This window comes from Mycobacteroides immunogenum (genome assembly GCF_001605725.1).
GTDB lineage: Bacteria > Actinomycetota > Actinomycetes > Mycobacteriales > Mycobacteriaceae > Mycobacterium > Mycobacterium immunogenum.
Genome location: NZ_CP011530.1, coordinates 1,918,619 through 1,941,873 on the forward strand (window position 1 = coordinate 1,918,619; position 23,255 = coordinate 1,941,873).

Below are 23,255 nucleotides of genomic sequence, written 5' to 3' on the forward strand. Positions count from 1 at the left end.
ATCGCGGTGCGTAACCAATTGATCCGGCACGCAGGTTTCTACCTCGCCGTCTTTGCCGCCGCATTTCGCCTCGGTTGGTGGGCCTCCGACCAGCTCTCGTCCTACGGCCAGGAAATCGATCCCCGCATCGAACGGAAGTACACGCGATGAAATGGATTGAACAGCTGGAGGACAAGTTCATCGCGGCCATCGCCGAGAAGGTCGACCAGAGGATCGGCGCCGCGCTGGACCGGATCGAGGCCCGGCTCATCGAGCGGATCGACGGCGCGATCGACCGCATCACCGATCAGATACCAGGCACGCTGGACGACAAGCTGCTTGATGGTCTGGTGGGCAAGATGGCCGCCCGCTTCCCGCTACTGAACGGCGTCATCCCGACCTCATGGGTCACCAACCTGCTCGGGGGCCGTCCATGACCACCGAAGATCAAGTGGCCCAAATCATCATCGGCGAGGCCAAGCGCCGTGGACACACCCGTGACGAATGCCTGGCCGAGATGTCGGCGCTCTACCAGGAGTCGGGGTGGGACGAAACAGTCTGGGATCCCACCGGCACTACGTACGGCGTTGCGCAACAGGATGGCAGTTACCCCAACAGGTGTGACGGTGCAGGGGCGCAGATAAAGGCGTTTTTCGACAAGCTCGACCAGAAACGCGCATCTCCAGGCTGCGGGGATATCTGGCTGAACATCTGCTGGTTACAGCAGGCCCCGAACTGGCCCAGCGCGCAGTACTGGTACGAGCACGGCCGGCGCGCCTACCTCACCGAAATCAAGTCCCGCATCGCGACCGTCACTCCCTACCTCGACAAGTACTGGCCCGCCACTGGAGGGAATACCACCGTGCCCGCAACACAATTCGACTACGGCATCACGCAGGTGATGCACGGGTTCAACCCGAACACCCCCGACGACGCTACCGGCAACAGCGATGGTCCGCGCGGCTCGACGGCCTATGTAGTTCTGCACACCCAGCAGGCCAAGGCGAGTGCGATATCGCTGGCCGACTTCTGCAACAACAGCTGGAAGACGCAGCCCGACAACCCCGTCTCCTACAACCTCGCCGTCGACGACAAAGACACGATCGAGATCGTGCCCGTCGCCGAGGCGCCATGGTCGGCGGCGGCGGCCAACGCTATCGCGGTGCACATCTGCTTCGCGGGCAGCTTCGCTGAATGGCTGGCCGGTAAGTGGCTGGAGACTGACGCCAGCGACGGCCTCAATGAGGACGCCATGCTCACCCGCGGCGCCAAGGCCGTCGCGGCGGCCTGCCTACAGTTCGGCATCCCGGCGGTCTATGCCGGCGACGGCGGTGTGTCCGGGTGGCCGGTGCTGCCCAAGGGCGTCGTCGGACACCGCGACTTCGGAGCGCGCGGGGGCGGCCACACCGACCCCGGCAACGGGTTCCCCATGGACGAGTTCCTTCGGCGCGTGCGGTCGTTCATGTCACCGACCGCCCCCAGTACGCCTCCCGCCAAGGTGTTCCCGGGCGACTACACCGACCGCGAGCTGCTGGAGTACATGGCAGCACAGCAGGGCCCCGGTCTCGATATCTGGGGTGAAGACGGTGACCTGGGCCGCAACGCGCAAGGGCAGCGCCGCACGCTGCGCGCCGGCCTGGCCGCGATCGTGCGAAAGGTCGGTGCCTGACATGGCATGGACACCACCCGATGAGATCGGTGAACGCGACCCGCTACTGCCTGCCGCACGTAAGTACCTGTCCCGGTTCAGCTATGGCGCCAAGCTCAAAGGCACAAGCAGCGAGGTCATTGACGCCGACTATCTGGCGGCGCAGCGCCAGTTCAAAGTGAATCGGCATGCCGAGGTGGTCACGGGACGCAAGCCTGGGCCCGACCTTGACCCGAGCAGCTCGGCCTTCGATTGGGCCACCAAGAAACACATGGGATTACTGGAAGTCGTGCCGCCGATCCGGCCCGCGTTCTTCACTGTCGAAGGCCACATGTCCGATATGTTCGTGGGCCCCTGTGCTTTCGTGGCCTCGACGCTGGAGAAGGAAGGGCGCGTTGTATGGCGTCCGACCGGGTACGACAACACCTCGCTACCGTTCAATAACCCGTCCGGCCGCGCGGCACTGGTGGAACGCTTGGACTCCAAGGTGTTTGATGACGGCCTTGCGTTCCCAGTCGGCACCCCCTGGGATATCGCCGGTTTCAGCCAGGGCGCCATGGTGGTGTGCGAGGTCATGGAGAAGGATGTATTGCCCATCACTGGGCGATTGCATTACCGGCTCAAGGATTTCCGCAAGGGTATCGCCTTCGGAAACCCCAACCGGCTCATCAACCAGTGTGCCCCTTGGGTTCCCGACCCGCCCAAGTCCGACACGCAGGGCATCATGGACTGGCACTTCGACTTCACGAAATACCCCGAGCTAGCGGGGAAGTGGCAAGAACATGCCCGCACCGGCGACTGGTACGCCGAGAACAAACTCGACGAGGCCGGCGCGAACATGACCGCAATCGCCAAGATCATCACCACCAACTCCTGGATCGGCGGCCCCGCATCCATCGTGGCCCGAATCATGGACCTGTTCACCGACCCGTTCGACGGACTTATCGACATCGTCTGGGCGATTGTGCGCACCTTCATGGGCATCGCACATCTTGAAGCGCACGGAACCTATGACCTCGATCCAGTGCTCGATTGGTTCCGTACTGGCTGATCGCCGGCCCCCGCGCGAGGAGAGCGCGCAGGGACTCCGCACACCGTAAGCCCAACAGCCGAATTCACCGAATCGGCTATCCACAACCCCCGAAAGGACTACCGCCATGCCCAACGAGAACGTACGCCTGGTTGTGCACGCCGCCTGCCTGTTGACCATCTTCATATCCGTAGTGGTGCTCGTGGCGCTCGGGAAGCTGGAAAGCGCCGGCGCTTTGCAGTGGTTCACAGCGGGCGCCGGGTTGATTACGGCAACCCTGTCCACAACCAAGCTCATTCAGGACCGGCGCTCCGGGCCTACCGATAACCAGTGATAACCGCGGTGGGCCCTATGTCGGTGCTACTCAATAGCCCAGACGACTACCTCTGGGCGATCTTGCTAGGCGGTGTCCTGATTATGGTCTTCACGGGCCGACTCATCCCGAAGCCACAGGTTGATCGACTGCTTGCCGTCAAGGATCAACAGATCGAGCTGCTGACTGCCGCGCACAAGGATGACAAGGCTGCCATCGCCAAGCTGGCTGAATCTAGTCGGCTGGGTGTCGCGGTAGTGGAGGCCATCGGTCAGGGGACGCCATGAAGTGGCTGCGGCGCTACCAGCGCGCAGAACATCCCGGGCTCGAGGAGGCGCGCGTCATCCGTCACGAAGCGCGCGCCGATCTTGCCCACGCCGAGGCGCTGGCGGCGCGCGCCGATGAACTACTGGAACGCAACCACTTCGCCGAGGCCATCGAACGGAGCATGCGGAGGAGGTACGCAACGTGATTATCAGAACGATCGTCCCAGTGGCCATGCTCGCACTCACGCCGTTGATCTGGGTTCCCGCTGAGACGGCCGGCGATCTGCTCCTGCTGCTCGCCGCATGTGCATCTTGGGCGTTCGCCTTGCTCTACCTGGCCCGTTCGCCGTGGTGGGCACGGCACGTCGGCCGCATGCTGGTCGCGTTCACACTTGCCCTGTCCCTGGTGCTGACCCAGAACTCGGTGGGCACATGGTGGGGCGATGGATACCCATATCGCGGCGAGATCCGGGACGTGCTCTACGCCACTCTCGCAGTGACTCTCGTTCGGCTGACGTTGGCGCTGGTGCGGCTGCAGAACCGATAGACCGCACAGACGCCAAGCGCCTCCGTCCTGAACTTTCAACCAGGACGGAGGCACTTCCGGCGTTTAGAGGAGCCGGTCAGCCTGTTTTGCAACATCCTGCCCCTCGCGAGACTTGCTCGTGGTGCAGGATACGGACTCTCCGTGCCGCTTCCGGTAGTCCCATTCGTAGCCGTTCATCGCTGACGGAACAGCCGGGGAAACATCCGCCCAGCGACGGCGCCCCATCGCTGTGCGCGACTCTCTGAGGTACGGAGCGTTGCTTGCGCGGCGGCAAGGACTCCGAAGTCCACATGGATGGCGACCGGCTGGCCGGAATCGTCGTAACTCGCCACAACCGGACAACGGTTCTTCTCGATCACTGTTTTGCAGGTGATGATCTTGGACCCGACTGAGGTGAAGACCTCAGAGTAGTCCCGATCGCTTTCCCAGGCTCCCCCCCAGTTCATATCCAGAGCTTCCATGTCGTCGGCCGACAACAAGGACTCAGCGTCATGGATGAGGATCATGCCTAGATCTACCCAGACGCTAATTCCATACGGCGGAACGAGTTCGGTGTAGAGATCATCGGGTGAGCCGAGACAGGTTGGTGGTGTGTCCGACAGCTGAATCGACAGATAGGCAGGTCGGAAGAGGGGTGTTCTGGGCTTTGCGTGGATGTCGAGTTCCGTGGACCACACCCGATAGTTTCCCGGTGTGATCATCAGAGTCACTTGCGGCCGGTCTAGGTCGTATAGATCGCGAATCGCCAACCGGCCTGATGAAACCTCAATCCGGCCCAACTCGACGTTCCGGCATAGGGCAGATGAGATGGACCAGGGGGCGAAGTGGGCGACATCCATAGGGACGATCAAATCCTACGCGTGAGCGTTGCGCGAGCCTTCGGCAGCTTCAAGCTCGAAACCATACTGGGACAGCATGGTTTCGATGTACTTCTCTAGGCCAGCAGCAGATGATCGAGATTGGCTAGAGCCTTGCGTGTCTGAGTCTGGTCGATGTGCGCATACCCGCGGTGCGCCACCACCGACGATTGGCCCATGATCTGCATGCGGATCTCTTCTGGCACATCGGATTGGGACAACAGAGTCGCCGTGGTGTGTCTGCTGACGTACGGGGGAGCGTCCGGGAGGCCGGCACGGTCCAGTGCTGCCTTCCAGAGCGTGTGGTGTTCGCGCGGCGAGATGGGTCTGCCGTCGGGGTGGTGCCACAGCAGGTTGTGCGGATTTGGGCCCATCATGTTCTCGACGTGCACATTGAGCATCGCCCACAGTGGAGCGGGTATTGGGACGATCCGGGTGCCCGTCTTGGTCTTGGGTCGAGTCAACACTAACGACCGATAGAGAGGGCGGAATTCGAAGCCAGGTGGCATGTCCCAGTGGCGCTTTGGGCAGGCTGCTGCGCGAAGCTTTCCGCACGGCCAGCCGTCAGCGGTCCCATCGCCGCACCCGTGTCTCTGTCGATTGAGCTGTTGGAGTTGCCAGGACAGTTCGAAGATACCGTGATCTAGGTCCGTGCGATCGAGCTCGATGCCCAGCAGCTCACCGGGCCTCGGGGCCGTGAGGAATGCAGTGGCCCATAGCGGCGCCAGTGGATCCTCGGCGTCAATACACGAGCGCAGCAGAGCCTTGCACTGCTCGGCGTCAAGAGGTTCGGGCGGGGTGGGGGTGTGTTTCGGCTTGGCCACCGCGTCGGTGACGTTTTTGCCGAGGATGCCCTCTTTCATGGCGTCGCCAATTGCCTTGCGCAGGATGATGTGTGACTGCGCTGCTGTGCGTGTGGAGGTCTTCTGCATTTCCCGGTACATCGCCCGCACGTCTTCTGCGGTGAGCACATCCAGGCGCTTGTGGCCGATCGCTGGAGTGATGTGCAGGCGAATGATGCTCTCGTAATCGGTGTATGCCTTAGGCCGCAGCGAGGGTCCGTGAATCTCTTCGATCCACTTTCGTAGCCATCGGCCGACCGTGGTGGATCCGGTCACCGTGGCGCGCCCCTCGGCGACTTCCTTACGCAGAGTTCGCAATTTGGCCATGGCGACGGTCTTTTGCGCTGACGAGACCACTTTGCGCCGACGCTTTCCGTCGACCGAGGGGAGCGTGACGGCTGCCCGCCAAAGGCCATTTGCTGCCCGGTAAAGGCTTCCGTCTCCCTGGCTACGACGCGTCGGCATATCTGCCCCTTCGTTCTAGGTGTAGCCACAGGTGTAGCCAACGATTCAAAAGTCCCTGCTAGTTCGTGCTAGCACTGAAACTATCTTGACCTGCAGTTATATGGCAAGCGTACACCCGGGAAATGGCAATAGCATCCGACTGTTAATCGGACGGTTCTTGGTTCGAGTCCAAGCGGGGGAGCAGCTCAGCGGTTTTTTCGGATTTGCGGTGTAGCCAACAGCGATTACGCACCGCATCTCCGCGCCTCCATGCCGGCACACGTAACTGAGCGGACATCGTCCGCCTCAATGCGTTGCCCAGTGGCGGTCAATGGTGCGGATCCACTGCATGCGCCACACCTGCGCGTCATGGCTGATTCAGGCAGGCGTTCCGCTGCTGGTGGTTAAGCAGTACCTCACGCACGGGTCGATTTAGACCACCGTCGATGTTTACGGGCATCTCGACCGACGCAGCGCCCGGGCTGCCGCCAACGCCATCGCGCGGCTTTCAAATTGTCAACGGGTATCTCTCAGCCCTCACAGGCGACCCCATCATTATCCCGGTCTAGCTTTGGCCGGTAGCCGGGGTCGCCTTTCTTGATGTTGTAAGCGCCATCGGCGTGAGCTTCATTGTCTCCGCCTCCCCGTGATCCTGATCTAGATCAGCGGACTTTATCCGAAAGGGATGGAGCTGACGGGCATTTTCGAGCAGCTCTTTCTGCGCACCACTGTTGCCAGCTTCATCGGCTGTGTGTCATCCGGCGGGGTCGAGCTCCGTCTGTTTGGCATGAGCGGGCTGTTGCGCCTGCTGGGGCTGCTGTCCGGCTTGCTGCCCCGGAACCTGCTGTGGGGCTTGGGGATTACCGCTGTTGTATATGCTGATTCCCGAGTTCTGATCTAGCGGTGGCTGGTTGATACCGCCCTGATAGTCGGGCATCTGAGGTGGCAAGCCTGGCGGCTGGAATTGGGATCCATTCATTCCGTTCGGGGCCCGCTAGGTCCGCCGGTAGGGCCTGTCGGATCTGCGGCGGCGGTCTGGATTGACGAAAAGCCGCTGCCAGGCACTGTGTGCTCGCTGGTTATCCTCGCTCCACCGATGGCAAGTGCTACCACGGCGACTACTGTCGAGGTCCTTCGCAAACCTGGTGACATGCGCCAACGATCACTAATAACCATGCGTAGCTTGCCCTCCAAATACTTGCTGCGCCCCGCGTGCACATGCAGCCGATGGGAGAATCATGACTGACTGAATCGGTGAATGTCCAGGTGTTTGTACGGTTTTTGTGTTTGCTGATAGGGTTCGGTTGGCCGGGTTGGGCATGGAACTTGTGGATAACCTGCGGCTACATGGCGACTTGCGTGTCCGTGACGTGTGGAGAACTCTGCCCAAACTTCGGATTAGCTACGAACCTGGGATCGCACTCGAACTGTCGTTCTCTGTGCGGGCGGCGGAACCAGCAAGATCGACTCCCGTGTTGGGAATATCGTTGCGTGGCAATCGAATGCGTGTGATTTGAGCACGCCCGGAAAAGTTGGATCCATACACGGCGAATTCACGGTGCGTGCCGGCTGACTAGGCGGTCCCGGGAAGGGTGGACCCCTGGGGTCTGCGTCAACGTGTGCAACGATCTCTGCATGTGTGGGCGAAAGTCGGTCGAGGAGGCCCACGCCCACTGCACGAACAACCGCTCTGCCCTGAGTAGATCGGACGTCTGTGGCTGCTTCTACTGTCTGGCGATCTACTCACCGAGCGCGATCACTGAGTGGACTGACTACGACGACTCCGGCCTGTGTCCCAAGTGCGGCATCGACAGTGTCCTCGCGAAGGCCTCGGGGTACCCAATCACTACAACCTTCCTCACACGGATGCACACACGCTGGTTTCGCCTAGCCGACGGTTAGACCAAGGGCTGATTAGCCGCGGTTCTCGGTCCTGGCCTTGGCGTTGTTGCATGATTGGCACACTCCACGCCGGTGTGTAATCGGGGCAGTAGCGGGTGAAGCGGATCAGGTTGAGGGTCGTTGTCGCTCATGGGGACTTAGTTCCTTCCGTCAGTGTTACGCCTCAATCACGTGTGACCACCGGATCTGGCGCTGTATTCGACTAGCCGGAACGACGTATCAGGCAAGGACCACGACTCGCGAAGCTACGGGCTGACCACGGCCTCGGCGCGGCGGCGACGAAAGGGAACTGGCTCTCCCCGCAAGCCGACCAGTACGGCACGCAGATGCTCTGGAATCTGTGCGGGGCGACCGCCATCATCGACGACCACCATTGAGGTCTCCGCGATCGCTGCAGCCGTCCCGTCAGCGCCGATGATCTCGTAACCGATGCCGAACCCCGCGGTACCGATCCGCGTGGCGCGCATGAGCACACGCGCCGGTTCGTGCGAGTACAGCAAGGGCTGCACGTAGTCGATCTCCTGATGCGCGACGAACATGGTTATCCGACCAGATTCGACGCCCATGAGTTGGTCCGAGAGAAACCGGATACGCGCTTCCTCGATCAGCCGAAACATGGCCACGTTATTTACATGCCGATAGGCATCCATATCGGCCCAGCGCAGCTCGACCTTGACTTCGACTCCCATGCGCCTAACTTTCGCCGATACTTCACATCGCAGCCAACCTACACACCGGAAGGTGTGATCAGGCTAACTACCGAGTACGCCGCCCTCGCCCGGACATGGGTCGGCGTTGTTGGATGGGTTATATCCATGGCAATAGGCCGGTTTGACGTCCGGGGCGCTCAGCCCGGCGTACGCGATGCCCAGAATGCCCGAGCAGCTAGCAGTGCGGTCGCGACGGCAGATCGTCGTCGGCTGGCGTTTATTTATTGGGCATCGTTGCGCAGGGTCTACCCCGCACGAATTTTTCGAAAATTCATGGAACCGAATCCAGCCCCGCGTCGTCGTACTAGATGAATGCGAGTTGTGACGATGAAACGTGAGGTGAGCGGTGGGCGAGTACAAGTTCGACATCAACGGGATGTCCCCTGATGCTCGGCAGGAGGCTGCCCATGCTGCGCGGACGACGGTGAAGTTCAAGGACGGCTACGGCGTGGAGCTGGCCGGAGACATGCTGCGGGCGCGGGACATCATCGTGGACCAGCTCGCCTTGGTGAATGACGGTTCGGATCTTTCCCTGGGGGATCTGCCATCGGGGCATGACGCCGCTAAGCACTACAAAGAACAGCGGCAGAACGCCATCGCTGCGTTGAGCAAGATTAGGGACCACTACCAGGCCCATGCGGATCACTTCATCGCTACCGAGATGCTGTTCCGCAACACAGAAGAGCGCAATACCGGACGCATCAATCCATACAAGGACGGAAAGGCGACGGTGGGCTACTGATGATGCGGATGGGCTTGGCTTGCGGGGCCGCACTACTGGTCGCTGGCTGCTCGACATCGACGGGTATCACGAAGCCGGCGGATACCAGTGGTTCGGCGGCGTCCTCGGTGTCGGCAGCTCCGACTTGGCAGCCGCAGGTGTCCAGCACATTGACCGCGCCGCATCCGCCACCTAATCACTGGAACGACGGCACCAGCTATGACCCGTGCTTGACCTATACCGCTGAGCAGATTCGTTCCTGGGGTGTCGACCCTGCTCGGGTAAAAGACCGGGGTGTCGAGGACCGGCAGGTGCGAGGGTGTCGTTGGTCCGCAGACGGATGGTCGGTGGGGCTGACGGTCGCAAACAGTCCGGTGTCGGCCTATTTGGATCGCGAGCTCTTTGATAATCCGCGATCCATAACCATCGCTGGCCTGCAGGCTGTGCAGTACGACGGGGGAGTTCCCCAGGCGCCCGCATGCACTGTGGTGCTGCCGGTGCAGAAGGCGTCGGTGGGCGTTGTTGTCGTGATTGCTGATCCGAAGAATGCTTCGCTTTCAGACCCTTGCGCGAAATCGATTGAGGTGGCCACTGCGGTGGCTCCGACTCTTCCAAAGTGAAATGGGGTGTGAGTAATGGCTGATGATGGCTGGCAGGGGATGTCGCATCAGGAGATCGTGTCCAAGCTGTCGGGCTTGGGGGTGGAGTCGGCTCGTGCCGAGGCGGATCGCTGGACCGCCGTTTACGGGGCCGTTTCCGATTCGGTGGATACCGCGATGAAGGTGCGTAGCAAGCTTCTCGACTCCGAGTCGTGGTCGGGGGAAGCCGCGAACTCGGCGTACGACGCCGTCGACCGCACGTACAAGAAGATCGCGAACCCGGATACAGGGTTGGCGGCTGAAGCGGGGAAGCTGAGTCAGGCCGCCGAGCAGGACGGCGAGACACTGATCGCGGCAAGCAGGGTTCCGCAGAATTATCCTGTTCCGGACAAGAACGCCACTAAGGACGAAAAGCAGCAGGCGCTCAACGCGATTCGTGCCGAGGCACAGAGCGCCTACACCAACCCGATGTCGGCGAACCGTCCAAATGTCACCGATCCTGACGTTGAGCAACTGGGGTCGGGGCCGGGAGATCAGGGTGGCGGCGGCAACGGCGGAGGAGGCAATGGCGGGGGCGGATCCGGTAGCGGCACCCAGACCCCTTCAGCGTCTGACGGTTTGGCCAGCAAGGACACCAAGCCTCAGTTGGCGGGTGGCGAAGGCCAGCAGGCCGGTGCGGGCCAAGGCCAAGGGCAGGGCGCTGGTCAGGGCTCGGGCGGCGGCTCCGGCGGTGGCCAAGGATCCGGATCGGGTGGCAGTGGTTCGGGTAATGGTCTGGGTTCTGGATTGGGTTCTGGCTCTGGTGGTTCGGGGTTGCCGTTGGGCAGCACCACTGCTGCAGGATTCTCTCCGTCATCGACCGGTACTGGTGGGGGCGGCTCGGGCACTGCGTTGAGCGGTCCGGGTGGGCTGAGCGGGCTGCGTGGTGGTGGTCTGCCCGGCGGTGCGGTAAGCGGTAGCGGTGCTGGCGGCGTGAATCCGGCGGCCGTGGGTGCAGCCGGTGTGCGTGGCGGTCCGATGGGCATGATGGGCGGTGCCGGCGGGCATGGTCGTGGAGGCAAGGGGGAGGACGATGACGATCACGCGACGCCGCAGATCCTGATCAACTACGACAACACCGACGAATTCATGGGTGATATGCCATCAGCTTCACCGGGGGTTATCGGTGACTGGTCCGAGCAGGAGAAGGCCGAAAAGGCGGCGCGGGAGCGGGAGGTGCGCCGCTACAAGGCCCTTGGCTGGGATGTGAAGTTCGAGTGAAACCGGTAGTAGTACAGAGATAAACGATGCGATTCGCCTTGGTAGTCGCGCTCTGTTTGGTGGCCTCCGCCTGCACTCATTCAGGCCCCAAACCACCAGAGGTTAAGCCGAAAGCCTCGGCATGCGAGGGCCGCTTCATCCGAGACCAATTCGTCGGTACGTGGAACGAACAAGACTCTCCCGGCGTTAACATCCTCAATCCGGATGGCACGTTGCTCCACAGCGCGTTAGGTGACACCTACTCCGGTACCTGGGACCTCGCCAGGTGGGGTCAGACGCCCCGAAAACCGACTCCCGGGGATGAGAATGCTTGCGTCCTATGGCTGACATTCAGTTTGCCCTACGGGCCCGTCGACTTCTTGTATGCCCCGCTGAGCGTCAGTGTGTCGACTATCAAGCTCAGTTATATGGAACGCGGAAACACAATCGCGTGGAACCGCGCGAACAAGACGTGAGTGATGGTGACCGTCTGTGAGATCTAAGTAAGTTCGGCGAGACAGGGAAACGCGTTATCTCTGTGTCTCCGTGCACACAGTGAACTTACGTACCGGATGCGCGAAGCCGCCCGCCTTGCAATCTTGCGCATTTGCTACCCCATAGAGGACTTTGACCGGTCGCTCGCCGCCAGGCCCGCACACATCCCGTACAGCGTGCCATCGACCCGTGGCAGCACCTGGAAAAATACATAGATCGCGGCTCCAGTTGTAGTCCAGACACAAGAAGAGATCGCCCTCGTCGGTCTTTTTGGGTGCGTATTCCTGGTCGGAGTCGCTTGCGCATTCGTGCGATTGACGCGTTAGTTGAAAAATCCTGTACGTGGCGTCTTTCGCTGAGCAATCTACTTTCTGGATTGTCACATCGTTCTTCGCCGGGCCACTAAGAGCGATGCAATCGCCGACCCCGCCTAGCGGGGAACGCTCGGTCGAGGGCCTGAATTCTCTGTCTATATCAGAGAAGTTGTCGGACTCAGAGGCGCTGTAGTGGGACGAACTGGGGGTGGAGTCTGATCCGCCTCCCACCGACGGCACACCAACTATCACGAATGCCACACCGACGAGCAAAACCATCGCCCCACATGCGCCGACCACAATTCTTGTGCGTTTCTTGCGGCGGTTGTTCTCCTCTTCGCGTAGATACTGGCTGATCTTCGAACCCGAACTGCCGGTGCCGGGTCCTGCGACGAGCGCCATGAGGAAGCTGAAAAGTAAGCACGGCAGCCCCACCCAAATGAACATCCAGACGCCCAGCACCTCGATGACGAACAGTGCGATGAATGCGGAAGACAACAGGGGGACCGACGCGAGCGCGAGGGCTGCGATCATGTGCGGATTCTTGAATGAATTGATGTCCTGCTTGGTTATCCGCAGGACCGCAAAACACCACCACGCCAGCAAGGCAGCAGAAGCGAAAACTATCAGGCCAGCTGGAATCCGTGCTTTCTCCAGTCCGTCTGCGCCCATGACTGGAGGTGCTGTCCACCAGAAGTAGAACCATACGGCCGCGACCACGGTGCTTGCGATGGCGGCCCACTGAATTTTTCTGGTCATCAGTTCCTCGTCGACGTTATGGGTTGCAGAAGGATCGTGCGAAAGCGAAGGTTCCTATCGCGGGCCGTGCCCATTCAAGATTCCATGACTCCTTGTACCTGCCTCCCGGGCCATCCCAGAACTTCTTCGGGGCCCCATAAAAGTGGCAGAGGAACTGCTGGAAAACGCTATCTCGATTACTGGTCAAGCGGTCATTGAGAGACTTCGAAGGATCCGACGGGCTCGTCAGCTGGCTCGCCTGGGCATGGCATGCTATCTCCCCCCACATGTCATATGCCGCCTTCGAATCCGGCGCGATAGTCGCGGGGAACTCTCGTAGCTCTTCTGGTTTGTCCGCTGAGAGAATCGCGGCTCCCGAGTTTGTGCCGGCAGACCGAGCAGCGTCAGTGTAGAAGATCATGATGGATTCTTTGCCACCCTCTACGCCTTCAGCTGCGGCTCTGATTCCAACATTGGACACATATTTAGTGCCACAGTCATTTGGCTTTTCCTTGGGCTGCTCTTCCTTGCAGTTCTCACAACCTCCACCCCCGGCTAGCCGCAAGTGCACCTGGCCCTTCATGGAGACGAACTTCATGACAGGCGGATTGCTAAGGCACTTGTATTCGTCGCGCTCCTGCTCCTGAGTGGAGTCCTTGTCGGACTTACTATTCGGTTCCTCGCGCGGGGACTCAGTCGGTGTCGGTTCCTGTGGTTGCTCAGTCTGAGTCGGGGCCTGACTGGGCTGCTGGCCCTGCTGAGGATGCTGTGGTGACTGTTGTTGCGGCGCTTGGTAATCCGGGTTCGCCTTGCCTGGACCCTCGGTGTACGGCGTCGCGGTCTGATAGTCGGGGATCTGAGTGCCATGGGCAGGCTGCTGGCCCGGCTGAGGTTGCTGTCCAGCCTGCTGGCCCGGAACCTGCTGCGGCGCTTGCGGATTACCGCTGTTGTATATGCTGATCCCCGAGTTTTGATCCAGTGGTGGCTGGTTGATACCGCCCTGATAGTCAGGCATCTGAGGTGGCAAGCCTGGCGGCTGGAATTGGGATCCATTCATTCCGCCCGGGCCCCCGCTAGGTCCGCCCGTGGGACCTGTCGGATCCGCGGCAGCGGTCTGCATCGTCGAAAAGCCGTTCCCGGGCATCGTGTGGTCGCTGGCCACCTTCGCTCCACCGATGGCAAGTGCCACCACGGCCAGTGCTGCCGACACCCGTCGCAAACCTGGTGACATGCGCCAACGATCACTCATAACCATGCGAAACTGGCCCCTCCTGATACTTGCTGCACCCCGCGCGCAGGCATATCCAATTCAGGGATCATGGCAGACCATCACAGATTATGTCTAGGTATCCGCGTAACTTCAATGTTTGCTACACCAGGACTTCTGGCTTCGTATTCAGATCGAACTAATGCGTAACCTGCGACTATGTGGCGATCAGAATGTCGTTGACGCGTCTGAGGAAGCCGCGCCAACCTCGGCGTAGCTACGAATCCGCGACCGCGCAGGATTGTGCCGTCTAGGTGAGCGCGTCGTGTACGTCCATGCAAGTGGCCGTATATCGATGTCAGCACGCGAATGCCGGCACTGGGCTGAAAAACGCAGCAAGACAAAGGATTACGGGCTCGTACTTCCTTGTTGAGCTCAGAACTCCAGGCGTTGCCATTGTTGGGCCTGCAGAAGACCCGCCGTGGGGCCGTCGTGAAGCCATGCCGCGAACAAGCGTGGTACCAGCGACCGGTCCGCGGTAAGCGTCTGGAAGTGCCGATCCGGGCTACCGTCCCGATACTCCACCTGGCACTGTTCGCCGGGCTTGTATAGCGCCTGGACGTAGGTGTTCTCGGCGCATTCCGCAATGATGTAGTCGCCGTAGTAGTCCTGGTCGTTCATCACGTCGACCACGATCTGTTCGGACAGGTATGGCAGCTTGGTTCCGTTGGCGATGAGCACTTCGACATCGGTGCGCCCGCGGGGATCGAATACCTGGCGGCGTTGCAGATCGACCATCGCCAAGCCGCGGTCTTTCGTCATTGTCAGCAGGGTGTAAATCGTCCGATCCCACTCCGGCCAGCGGGTGCATAGCACCATGCCACGCGCGCTGGAATCAACCGGCCACATCGACAGGAACCCGCCCTCTTCGGCGAAGGCATCGGTGCGGTCAAGCTCCGCGATCATGTCGAGAACGGCGCTCGGAGGCTCGCCTTCCGGCTCGTTATACATTGCGTCGCAGGCGTTTAGCGCTTCCTCGCGAGTGTTGAACTCGGCAGGGATCACCGCGAAATCCATGGTCACCGGATCAGTAAACCTCACATATCGATGCTGCAGAGAGTCGATGCTTGATGATCAGCCGTCCAGATACGCGTCCGCCCACGCGCCGATGATCCGGCCCGCACGCCGCGCCTCTCCGGGCCCGAACAGAAAATGGTTGGAACCCTCAAGGGAGACAAAGCTGCGCGGGTGCCGCGCGGTCTGAAAGATCCGGCTCGCGTTCTCGATTCCCACGGTGTTGTCGGTGGGCGAGTGCAGGATCAACAGCGGTAGGCGCAGGCTCCGGATTTTCTCTTGTAGGTCTGCGGTGCGGACATCCTCGACGAAGGCGCGTTTCAGCGTCAGCGCCTTCCCGCCGATCATCCAGGTGGCGCTGCCCTCGGCGAGCACCGTCTCGACCACGGCGTCGTATTGGATCTCGGCGTGCACCGGATCCATCGGCGCTCCCACGGTGACTACGGCACGCACCCCGGGGGATTCCCGCGCGGCCGCCAATGCTGCGGCCCCGCCAAAGGAATGCCCGATCAGAATGTCGGCCGGTGTTCCGCGTTCGGCCATGAATGTGCACGCCTGAATAACGTCTTTCGCTTTTACGGTGAATGATCCGTCGCCCCAGTCGCCCTCAGAATCGCCGAGCCCGAGGGCGTCGAACCGCATCATCGCGATGCCGTCTTTGGCCAGTTGCTTGCAAATCCGGGCCGCGGCAGGGCAGTCCTTGCCCAGGGTGAACCCGTGGGAGAAGACACCCCAGCCCCGAATGGGGCCTTCAGGTCTGTCGATGACTCCGGTGAGAGTGGGTCCGGTGCAACTGGGGAAGGTAACGCGTTCGGCCATGAGGGAGGTGTATCACCTTTGCGTGAAAGGCGCTGGGAGAGGACTATCCTGGAGGCATGAAGCGACCACATAATGTGGCGCGAATTCTCTGCTCCGTGTTTATTGCCGGAGCTCTGGCTTCAGCGCCATTTGTTTTGTCCAGCCGGTCCGCGGGCTCTGCCCAGGCCACGGTCTGCGCGACGGCCGGGTATACCACCCGTTGCGAGGGTGTGCCCAGTTCGGCCTGGTACGGCTACGGCTATTACCCGCCGGGAGCTTACTGGGGAGCCCCGGGATACCCGCCGCTAGCTGTTGGGGCGGGCATCCCGGTACGCCCTATCCCTTAACGGCGTTGACGGCCTTGACGAAGACATCGGAGAGGTCGTTGCGATCGACATCACCCATACCGGACACCGAAATGGCGTGGTGGTCGTCGAGCTGCGCCGAGTAGGCGACCTGCGCCATTTCCTTCTCCATGCCGGGCGCGCTGATCTTGATGCTGGTCGAGGTGCCGGTCGTCTGCACGCCGTCGATGGCGGGCGCGTCGATCTTCTCGCCGGTGCCATCCGCCATGCCGGCGATCGACAGGGTGAACTTGTCGCAGGCGCCGCCGGTGGTGTCGGCGGGAATCGGGTTAACGGTCTCCATCGCCGCGGCGATGATCATGGACTTGGACATCGGGTCCGCGCCGTCCTTGGCGCCGGTCACGCCCTGCATCGTGGTTCCGGTCACCTGCGGGAAGGCGCCCAGCATCTTGTCGGCGCATTCCTGCGGGGTGAAGGTGGCCTTATCGAAGATGCCCTTCATCTGATCGAGCATCTGCTGGGTGACGGTGGTCTTGGGCTGCACCTCGACGGTGTATCCGGCGGGAAACTGGTCCTTGATGGCATCGATCTTCGCGATGTCGAAGGTGCTTGCTGCGGCCGCGGAGGTGGTGGCGCTGCTGCTGGACGATGAGCTCGCGGACTCGTCCTTCTTGTCATCGTTGGAACACGCCATCAGGAGGCCGCCGGTCAACACCACGGTGCCGAAAACGGTCAATGAGCGATTCATACAGGTAATTCCCCTCTGAGCTGTGCGTTTTCAGCGATCTGGAAGTAGATTCAATCATCGTGGCAATCGACGGCTCTGCGGGATCTGCCGAACTACCGCATGAATTTGACCACACGCACCCGGACGTGTCCGGGGGATGGTTGCGTGCGGCCACGTTCGGCGCCATGGACGGCCTGGTAACCAACACTGCTCTGGTTGCCGGCGTGGGCGCCAGTGGACTCGACTCGCACGCGATAGTGCTCACCGGGGCTGCCAGTCTGGTGGCGGGTGCTTTTTCGATGGCACTGGGCGAGTTCACCTCGGTGTCGACGTCCAATTCGCAGATCGAGCACGAGGCGGGCGTGGAGCGTCGCGCCATCCAGCTGCACCCGGATGCCGAGAAGCAGGAACTGATCTCCATGCTCGGCGATATCGGCCTCTCACCGCAGACCGCTCAGGCCGCGGCCGACGAGATCCACCAGGACGAGAACACTGCGGTGACGATCCATCTCACCCGCGAGCTCGGCATCAATCCGAACGAGACCCCGTCGCCGTGGGTGGCTGCCCTCTCGTCGTTCGTGACCTTCTCGGTGGGCGCGGTGGTTCCGTTGATTCCGTTCCTGTTGGGATTCGCGTCACTGCTGGCGGGGCTGATCTGTGGCGGCGTGGGCCTGCTCATCGCCGGATGGGTCGCCGGAAGTTTCACCTCGCGGCCACGATGGCTGAGCGCGTTGCGGCAGTTGGCATTCGGTGCCATCGCGATTGGCGCCACCTACGTGATAGGCCATCTGATCGGCGTCGCGGTGAATTAGCGCTCGCCGCGCCAAACTGAGAATGTCCTGAGAGCGGGTAAACCTGCTGGCAGAATTGTGAAGTGAATTTCGCCAGGGTGCCGTTGAAGCCCGATGAATTGGCTCAGGCGGCCGTCATGTCCGCGCTCACCGCGGCCATGGTCATCGTCGGAATCACCTTGCCGATCTTCGGCGCCGTGCAACTGCTCGGTGCCGTGCCCATGGGTCTGCTGGGTTATCGCTACCGCATCCGGGTGCTGCTGGCCGCCGCCGTGGCGGGTGGGGTCATCGCCTTCCTGCTGGCCGGCCTGGGCGGATTCATCGCCATGTGCCAGTGCGTCTACATCGGCGGCCTGACGGGTGTGGTGCGCCGTCGCGGTCACGGCATGCCACTGCTGACAGTGATCGGCGTGATCTGTAGCGCGATCATCGCCGCCCTGTCGGTGGGTGCGCTGACGCTGCTGAACCGGATGCGCACGCTGCTTTTCGACGCGCTGCGTGCCTCGCTGGAGGGCCTGTTCAAGATGATCGGGCATATCCCGCATCTGGAGGCGGTGGGCGTGAACGCGACAAACGCCATCGACTTTGCGATGCGCAACTGGATGTGGTTCATCGGCGGCATTGTCTTCACCTTCGTGTTGTTGAACACCATGTTCGGGTGGTGGGTGCTGTCCCGGGTGATCCGGCGCCTGTCGGTGATTCCCGACGTGCACCAGCTCGATCCGCCGGCGGCGGCGGGGGCGGTGGGTCCGGTGCCGGCCCGTCTGCATGAGGTGCGATTCCGCTATCCACGGGGTGAATCCGACGCGCTGGCCCCGCTTTCCATGAGTATCGATGTCGGCGAACATGTCGCGATCACCGGTCCCAATGGCTCCGGCAAGAGCACGTTGATGCGCATCCTCGCCGGCCGTGAACCGACGTCGGGCCAGATCGAGCGGCCCGGTTCGGTGGGCCTGGGCGCCATCGGTGGTACCGCAATCGTCATGCAGCACCCGGAAAGTCAGGTGCTGGGCACCAAGGTCGCCGACGACGTGGTGTGGGGTCTGCCCGCCGATCACAAGGTCGATATCGAGGGCCTGCTGCGCGAGGTCGGTCTGGAAGGGATGGGGGAGCACAGCACCTCCTCGCTGTCCGGCGGCGAGCTGCAGCGCTTGGCGGTGGCCTCGGCCCTGGCGCGTGACCCGTCGCTGCTGGTTGCCGACGAGATCACCAGCATGGTCGACCCGCAGGGGCGACAGGATCTGTTGGGGGTGCTGTCCCGGCTCACCCAGCAGCACCGAATGTCGCTGGTGCACATCACACATTTTCAGTCCGAGGCGGCGGCCGCCGACCGCGAAGTTGCTCTGCGTGCGGTCAACGGTAAGGCGGCACTGACCGCGATCCAGACCGTGCCGGTGCCGACGACCTCGGCGGCGCCGCCCGACAGCGAGTCCCCGGTGGTACTCGAATTCGATTCCGTGGGGCATGAATACGCCAGCGGAACACCGTGGGCGAAATCGGCATTGCGTGATGTGTCGTTGACGGTGCATGAGGGCGACGGGGTGCTCATTCACGGCGGCAACGGCTCGGGCAAGTCCACGTTCGCGTGGATCGCGGCCGGGCTGACCAAACCGACGGCCGGGCAGTGCCTGCTGGACGGGCGCCCGGTGTCCGATCAGGTGGGGTCGGTGGCCATCAGCTTCCAGGCCGCCCGGTTGCAGCTGCTACGCAGCCGCGTCGATTATGAAATCGCCTCGGCAGCAGGTTTTTCCGGTCGCGACACCGACCGCGTGGTGCGGGCCCTGGCCAGCGTGGGGCTGGATGCGGACCTCGCCAAGCGGCCGATCGACCAACTCAGCGGTGGCCAGATGCGCCGCGTGGTGCTGGCCGGATTGCTGGCCCGCTCACCGCGCGCGCTGATCCTCGATGAGCCGCTGGCCGGTCTGGACGCGGAGGCGCAGGCGGGTCTGTTGCGGCTGCTGGTGGAGGTGCGCGAGCGCGAACGGCTCACCATCGTGGTCATCTCGCATGACTTCGACGGCATGCAGGAACTGTGCCCGCGGACCGTGCACCTGCAATCCGGTGTGCTGTTGCCCGAAGCTGTCGGATCGGGGAGCCGCTGATGGCGAAGACACGTGCCCCACGCCGCCCGGTGGTGCTGCTGCGCCCGGTACCCGGTACGTCGACGATCCACGAGCTGTGGGCCGGGACCAAACTTCTTGCGGTCTTCCTTATTTCGGCGCTACTGACATTTTTCCCCACCTGGACGGCGATCGGCGCGGTGGCCGCCCTGGTGGTTCTCACCGCCTGGTTGGCGCATATCCCGCGCGGCGCCGTGCCCACCATTCCGATCTGGATGGTGGCGTTGGTGATCGGCGGCAGTCTCACCGTGTTCTTCAGCGGCGGACCGCCCTTCTGGCATATCGGCGGGCTCACCATCGGATTCCACGGTGTGCTCGCGGTGGCACGCACGACGGCGGTCGCGGCGGTGCTGCTCGGTACGGGTGCCATGGTGTCGTGGACAACGAACGTTTCCGAGATCGCGCCCGCGGTGGCGGTGCTGGGGAGGCCGTTGAAGGTCTTCGGGATTCCGGTAGACGAGCGCGCCGCAACCCTGGCGCTGGCTTTGCGCTCATTCCCGATGCTGTCCGACGAGTTCCGGGTGCTGATCGCCGCGCGCAGACTGCGTCCGCCGCAGGTGCGTGAGGGCAGGCGCGGGCGGCGTGGCTTGCGATGGATCGCCGAGGCCGTCGACATGCTGACCGCGGCGATCACCGCCGCGCTGCGCCGCGCATCGGAGATGGGGGATGCCATCACCGCGCGCGGTGGTACCGGTCAGATCTCGGCACACCCTGCCCGGCCCGGTCTCAATGACGCCATCGCGTTGCTGCTGGTGATCGCGGTGGGAACGGCCGTCGTATTGTTCGAGGTGCTGTAGCGCGAGGCGTCCGGGGAGGGGGAGCAGTGGCGGAGAAGTATCGATGGGTGGGTTCCGCGATCGTCGGAGGAGCCGCGTCAGCGGGAGTCACAGGGATTGTGCTGGCTGTCGCGGCGTTGGGTCTTCGATCGCCTTTTGACGTCGTTCCCGTGACTGCGGCCAGCGTCATTGCGTTGATCGCCTCGGGTGGTGTCATGTAATGGCTACGACACCGGGTCTGAGATCGTCGGGTTCGTCGCGTAAGAAAATCGAGCGTGCGGTTTGTGTCGATTTTCGGCGGGATTTCGACACGATTCGCACACTCGGCGTGGGGCTACCGCTCCAGCGCCCTATTCGCTGCGTGTTGTGCCTGCTGCAGTGCCGTGTGCACATCCATGCGGCCCAGGAACATTTCGGCGAAGTATGGCTTCAGCGCCGCGAATCCGGCCCCGAACCCCTGCCCGCCGGGTGCGGCGATGTGCTGACCGTCGAGTACCTCGAAGAAGGGGGAGACGTCGACGCCCTTATCTGCCCAGTGCTGAAAGTACGGTTCCCGTGCGCTCAGCACCGCGGGAATCGCGGAGCCGCTGCGGCCCAGGAAGGCGTTCCCGTCGACGCTCCCCATCCAGGCCAGCACCCGCTGCACCGCATCGGGGTGCGGCGACGACGAATTCGCGGCGGCCACAATCCCGTTGGTGACACTGACGCGCCCCTGCGGTCCGGCCGGCATCATCGCCACACCCCAGGGGAAGGGGGCGTTCGCCTGGATCTGCGCCAGGTTGTAGGTGCCCGACTGGAACAGCGCCATCCGTCCCTGCAGAAACTGATTGCGGGAGAAGTCGTTGTTGTCGTTGGTGTCGGCCGCCGAGGGCGCCACCTTGTCGACGTTGATGAGGTCCACCAGGTAGGTGAACGCCATCTCGGCGCGGGGATTGGCGAAGGCGAATTTGTTGTCGGCCTGGAACACCGCACCCGCCGACCCGAGATAGTTCAGATAGATTCCCTGTAAGTCGTTGGCGGCGTTGTATCCCCACTGCCCAGGCGGGGTGAGGCGGTGCAACAGCGGGCGCAGGGTGTCCACCTCGGGGTCGGGGTCCCAGCGCAGCTCGGCCAGCTCCGCCGGGTCGACCTGTGCCGCGTCGAGCAGATTCTTGTTGTAGTACAGCGCAATCCCGGCGTCACTGAGCTGCGGCACACCCCAGAGCTTGCCGCCCCGGGTGAATTGCGTGACGACGGACGGGTCCCAGTTGGCCTGCGGTGTTACGGGAACGAGGTTTCCGGTGTCGGCGTAGTCGGACAGATAGGCGTTACTGAGCCAGAAGATGTCGTCGGCGCCGTGCCCGGCCACATCGGTGCGCAGGCTGTTGAAGTAACTCGCGTACGAGGTGACTGTCACCGCGACCTGAATATCCGGATTGCGCCGGCTGAACTCGTCGAACGAGCTGCGGTACGCCTGGGCCACCTGCTGGTCCCAGACCCGAATAGTCACCACCGTTTTGCCGTGCGGGGTCTTGGGAATCCCCAGCCAGGCCGCGACCCCGAACAGCAGCAGCGCGACCAGCCCGAGGGTGAGGGCGGCGCGCGTGGAGGCCTTCATTTAAGTCCGCTCAGGGTGATGGAACGGACGATGTACTTCTGGAACGCCACGAACAGGATCACCAACGGCACGATCGCCACGGTGGTCGCCGCCATCACGATGGGCCATTGCGCGTTGAACTGAGACTGCAACCCGGCAGTCGCGACGGTCAGCACCCGCCAATTGCCTCCGCTGGTGATCACCAACGGCCACATGAAGTTGTTCCACTGTGACACCACGGTGATGAGGGTGAGCGTGATCAGGATCGGGCGGCTCACCGGTACCACCACATGCCACAGGATGTCGAGCGTGTTGGCACCGTCCAGACGCGCGGCACGAATCAGGTCGTCGGGAATGGTACGGAAATGCTCGCGCAACAAGAAGATCGCGTACGGCGAGCCGAACATGAACGGGATGACCAACGCCCAGAACGTGTTCCGCAGACCTACCTGCGTCAGCATCAAGTACATCGGCACCACGGTCACCGTCGCGGGGATCATCAACGTCGCCAGGTACACCCAGAACAGTCCGTCGCGGCCCGGGAATCGTAGCCGCGCAAAGGCATACGCGGCCAAGACCGAGAACGTCAGCTGGCCGATCGCGATGATCGCCGTCATTAGCACCGTTACCACCGCGGCGCGCCCAAACCCGGCGTCGGCCAGCCCGGCGTAGTTAGCGAGTGTGAGCGGATTTGGCGGCGACAGCGGCGTACCGGTGGCGAACTGACGCGTGGTCTTCAGTGACGCCGACAGTGCGAATGCGAACGGGCCGAGGGTAATTGCCGCCCCGACTATCAGCAGTACATAGACAGAGAGATTTCTAGAGCAATCCCCGAGCGCTGCCAAGGGGCGGTGATACGCTCTCGCCGTCGACGTTCCGGTTGACTTCATGTGGAGGGGATTTCCATTGTTGTTCTGGGGGTGGGGTGGGCGCTCGAATCAGCTTGAGCTGTCGCCGACTCAAATGCTGACATTCGCGTACCGCTACTTTCACTTGTTCTTCGTTTTTACCGTGACCTTCGGTGGGAATTACCTCATACACACCTTGACCGAGCATGGCTGGGCAGCGGCGCCCATCGCCAAGGAGCAGGCCGAGGAGATTCTGGCCGGGCGTTCTCTGCAGCCCAATCCGTGGCGGCGCTTCAGTCTGTACGGCCTGATCGCGGTGTTCGCATTTTTCATCGCCATCAACTCGCTGCGGCACGGGGCCTGACAGACCCCGAGGTTCGTGCGCATGA

At 62.3% G+C, this 23,255-nt stretch carries 23 protein-coding genes, 1 tRNA gene and 5 pseudogenes; 17 read left to right on the forward strand and 12 right to left on the reverse strand.

Annotation, left to right across the window (positions count from 1 at the left end; translation table 11 throughout):
* Positions 1-6 precede the first annotated feature (6 nt).
* From ABG82_RS28580 to ABG82_RS09545, 8 genes are all read left to right on the forward strand, one after another.
* Complete coding sequence (locus ABG82_RS28580; protein ID WP_165589758.1) at positions 7-150, forward strand: hypothetical protein; 144 nt, start codon at positions 7-9, stop codon at positions 148-150.
* The gene (locus ABG82_RS09515; protein ID WP_043079591.1) at positions 147-416 is read left to right on the forward strand and encodes a hypothetical protein; all 270 of its coding nucleotides are present in this window, start codon (positions 147-149) and stop codon (positions 414-416) included. Before ABG82_RS28580 ends, ABG82_RS09515 begins: the two co-directional genes overlap by 4 nt.
* Positions 413-1,648, forward strand: a complete 1,236-nt coding sequence (locus ABG82_RS28225) for an N-acetylmuramoyl-L-alanine amidase (protein ID WP_157847534.1) — start codon at positions 413-415, stop codon at positions 1,646-1,648. The genes ABG82_RS09515 and ABG82_RS28225 overlap by 4 nt, the downstream gene beginning before the upstream one ends.
* Before the next feature lies 1 nt (position 1,649).
* Positions 1,650-2,678 (forward strand): hypothetical protein, encoded by a 1,029-nt coding sequence (locus ABG82_RS09525; RefSeq protein WP_109475902.1) that lies wholly within the window; start codon positions 1,650-1,652, stop codon positions 2,676-2,678.
* Between the two features lie 106 nt (positions 2,679-2,784).
* Positions 2,785-2,991, forward strand: a complete 207-nt coding sequence (locus ABG82_RS09530; RefSeq protein WP_043079590.1) for a hypothetical protein — start codon at positions 2,785-2,787, stop codon at positions 2,989-2,991.
* Positions 2,992-3,008: 17 nt separating this feature from the next.
* Entirely contained in the window at positions 3,009-3,257 is a 249-nt protein-coding gene (locus ABG82_RS09535) for a hypothetical protein (RefSeq protein ID WP_043079589.1), read from the forward strand.
* Positions 3,254-3,442, forward strand: a complete 189-nt coding sequence (locus ABG82_RS09540; protein ID WP_043079588.1) for a DUF7620 family protein — start codon at positions 3,254-3,256, stop codon at positions 3,440-3,442. Before ABG82_RS09535 ends, ABG82_RS09540 begins: the two co-directional genes overlap by 4 nt.
* Positions 3,439-3,783: a putative phage holin gene (locus ABG82_RS09545; protein WP_052511096.1), complete on the forward strand. Its 345-nt coding sequence runs from the start codon at positions 3,439-3,441 to the stop codon at positions 3,781-3,783. Before ABG82_RS09540 ends, ABG82_RS09545 begins: the two co-directional genes overlap by 4 nt.
* 173 nt (positions 3,784-3,956) lie before the next feature.
* On the opposite strand, the pseudogene ABG82_RS09550 reads toward ABG82_RS09545, so the two are convergent.
* Both ABG82_RS09550 and ABG82_RS09555 read right to left on the reverse strand, forming a co-directional pair.
* Positions 3,957-4,622 (reverse strand): annotated as a pseudogene (locus ABG82_RS09550) (DUF4241 domain-containing protein); the annotation flags it as partial.
* A gap of 95 nt (positions 4,623-4,717) precedes the next feature.
* Positions 4,718-5,809 carry a tyrosine-type recombinase/integrase gene (locus ABG82_RS09555; protein WP_234708086.1) on the reverse strand — a complete coding sequence of 364 codons (1,092 nt, stop codon included), beginning with the start codon at positions 5,807-5,809 and terminating at the stop codon, positions 4,718-4,720.
* A 252-nt stretch (positions 5,810-6,061) separates the two neighbouring features.
* Here ABG82_RS09555 and ABG82_RS09560 point away from each other — a divergent pair.
* Positions 6,062-6,128: transfer RNA gene (locus ABG82_RS09560), tRNA-Asn, on the forward strand.
* Positions 6,129-6,263: 135 nt separating this feature from the next.
* Positions 6,264-6,428, forward strand: a pseudogene (locus ABG82_RS28930) (tyrosine-type recombinase/integrase); the annotation flags it as partial.
* A 28-nt stretch (positions 6,429-6,456) separates the two neighbouring features.
* Here ABG82_RS28930 and ABG82_RS28935 read toward each other — a convergent pair.
* The 3 genes and pseudogenes from ABG82_RS28935 to ABG82_RS09575 all read right to left on the reverse strand — a co-directional run.
* Positions 6,457-6,567 (reverse strand): annotated as a pseudogene (locus tag ABG82_RS28935) (excalibur calcium-binding domain-containing protein); the annotation flags it as partial.
* A 137-nt stretch (positions 6,568-6,704) separates the two neighbouring features.
* Positions 6,705-7,102 (reverse strand): annotated as a pseudogene (locus tag ABG82_RS27640) (hypothetical protein); the annotation flags it as partial.
* A 971-nt stretch (positions 7,103-8,073) separates the two neighbouring features.
* The gene (locus ABG82_RS09575; RefSeq protein WP_043079583.1) at positions 8,074-8,517 is read right to left on the reverse strand and encodes an acyl-CoA thioesterase; all 444 of its coding nucleotides are present in this window, start codon (positions 8,515-8,517) and stop codon (positions 8,074-8,076) included.
* Positions 8,518-8,884: 367 nt separating this feature from the next.
* Here ABG82_RS09575 and ABG82_RS09580 point away from each other — a divergent pair, with 367 nt between their 5' ends.
* From ABG82_RS09580 to ABG82_RS09590, 3 genes are read left to right on the forward strand one after another with little or no spacing between them, the layout of a single operon-like run.
* Positions 8,885-9,280 carry a hypothetical protein gene (locus ABG82_RS09580; protein ID WP_043079582.1) on the forward strand — a complete coding sequence of 132 codons (396 nt, stop codon included), beginning with the start codon at positions 8,885-8,887 and terminating at the stop codon, positions 9,278-9,280.
* On the forward strand, positions 9,280-9,879 hold the full coding sequence (locus ABG82_RS09585; protein ID WP_043079581.1) for a DUF3558 domain-containing protein: 600 nt from the start codon (positions 9,280-9,282) through the stop codon (positions 9,877-9,879). Before ABG82_RS09580 ends, ABG82_RS09585 begins: the two co-directional genes overlap by 1 nt.
* 15 nt (positions 9,880-9,894) lie before the next feature.
* The gene (locus ABG82_RS09590) at positions 9,895-11,118 is read left to right on the forward strand and encodes a hypothetical protein (RefSeq protein WP_043079580.1); all 1,224 of its coding nucleotides are present in this window, start codon (positions 9,895-9,897) and stop codon (positions 11,116-11,118) included.
* Between the two features lie 509 nt (positions 11,119-11,627).
* Here the strand turns inward: ABG82_RS09590 and ABG82_RS09600 are convergent.
* The 5 genes and pseudogenes from ABG82_RS09600 to ABG82_RS09620 all read right to left on the reverse strand — a co-directional run bounded on the left by ABG82_RS09600 (position 11,628) and on the right by ABG82_RS09620 (position 16,776).
* Positions 11,628-12,665: an LppU/SCO3897 family protein gene (locus ABG82_RS09600; protein WP_043079578.1), complete on the reverse strand. Its 1,038-nt coding sequence runs from the start codon at positions 12,663-12,665 to the stop codon at positions 11,628-11,630.
* A 714-nt stretch (positions 12,666-13,379) separates the two neighbouring features.
* A pseudogene (locus tag ABG82_RS29230) lies at positions 13,380-13,899 on the reverse strand (polymorphic toxin type 33 domain-containing protein); the annotation flags it as partial.
* Between the two features lie 387 nt (positions 13,900-14,286).
* Positions 14,287-14,952 (reverse strand): hypothetical protein, encoded by a 666-nt coding sequence (locus ABG82_RS09610; RefSeq protein WP_131676306.1) that lies wholly within the window; start codon positions 14,950-14,952, stop codon positions 14,287-14,289.
* A 33-nt stretch (positions 14,953-14,985) separates the two neighbouring features.
* On the reverse strand, positions 14,986-15,744 hold the full coding sequence (locus ABG82_RS09615) for an alpha/beta hydrolase family protein (protein ID WP_043079576.1): 759 nt from the start codon (positions 15,742-15,744) through the stop codon (positions 14,986-14,988).
* 315 nt (positions 15,745-16,059) lie between these two features.
* Positions 16,060-16,776, reverse strand: coding sequence for a DUF5642 family protein (locus tag ABG82_RS09620; protein WP_043079575.1), 717 nt, complete (start codon positions 16,774-16,776; stop codon positions 16,060-16,062).
* 59 nt (positions 16,777-16,835) lie between these two features.
* Between ABG82_RS09620 and ABG82_RS09625 the strand changes: the two genes are divergently transcribed.
* The 3 genes from ABG82_RS09625 (at position 16,836) to ABG82_RS09635 (ending at position 20,463) form a co-directional block, all read left to right on the forward strand.
* Complete coding sequence (locus ABG82_RS09625) at positions 16,836-17,567, forward strand: VIT1/CCC1 transporter family protein (protein ID WP_043079574.1); 732 nt, start codon at positions 16,836-16,838, stop codon at positions 17,565-17,567.
* 83 nt (positions 17,568-17,650) lie between these two features.
* Positions 17,651-19,648 (forward strand): ABC transporter ATP-binding protein, encoded by a 1,998-nt coding sequence (locus tag ABG82_RS09630; protein ID WP_162269252.1) that lies wholly within the window; start codon positions 17,651-17,653, stop codon positions 19,646-19,648.
* Entirely contained in the window at positions 19,648-20,463 is an 816-nt protein-coding gene (locus tag ABG82_RS09635) for an energy-coupling factor transporter transmembrane component T family protein (protein WP_043079572.1), read from the forward strand. Before ABG82_RS09630 ends, ABG82_RS09635 begins: the two co-directional genes overlap by 1 nt.
* Before the next feature lie 313 nt (positions 20,464-20,776).
* Here the strand turns inward: ABG82_RS09635 and ABG82_RS09640 are convergent, their stop codons facing one another.
* Entirely contained in the window at positions 20,777-22,039 is a 1,263-nt protein-coding gene (locus tag ABG82_RS09640; protein WP_043079571.1) for an ABC transporter substrate-binding protein, read from the reverse strand.
* A complete protein-coding gene (locus ABG82_RS09645; RefSeq protein WP_234708084.1) occupies positions 22,036-22,908 on the reverse strand; it encodes a carbohydrate ABC transporter permease in 873 nt (290 codons plus the stop codon). Before ABG82_RS09645 ends, ABG82_RS09640 begins: the two co-directional genes overlap by 4 nt.
* Here ABG82_RS09645 and ABG82_RS09650 point away from each other — a divergent pair.
* Complete coding sequence (locus tag ABG82_RS09650) at positions 22,907-23,230, forward strand: hypothetical protein (RefSeq protein ID WP_054432074.1); 324 nt, start codon at positions 22,907-22,909, stop codon at positions 23,228-23,230. The two genes, ABG82_RS09645 and ABG82_RS09650, sit on opposite strands and share 2 nt — an antisense overlap.
* Positions 23,231-23,255: the final 25 nt, after the last annotated feature.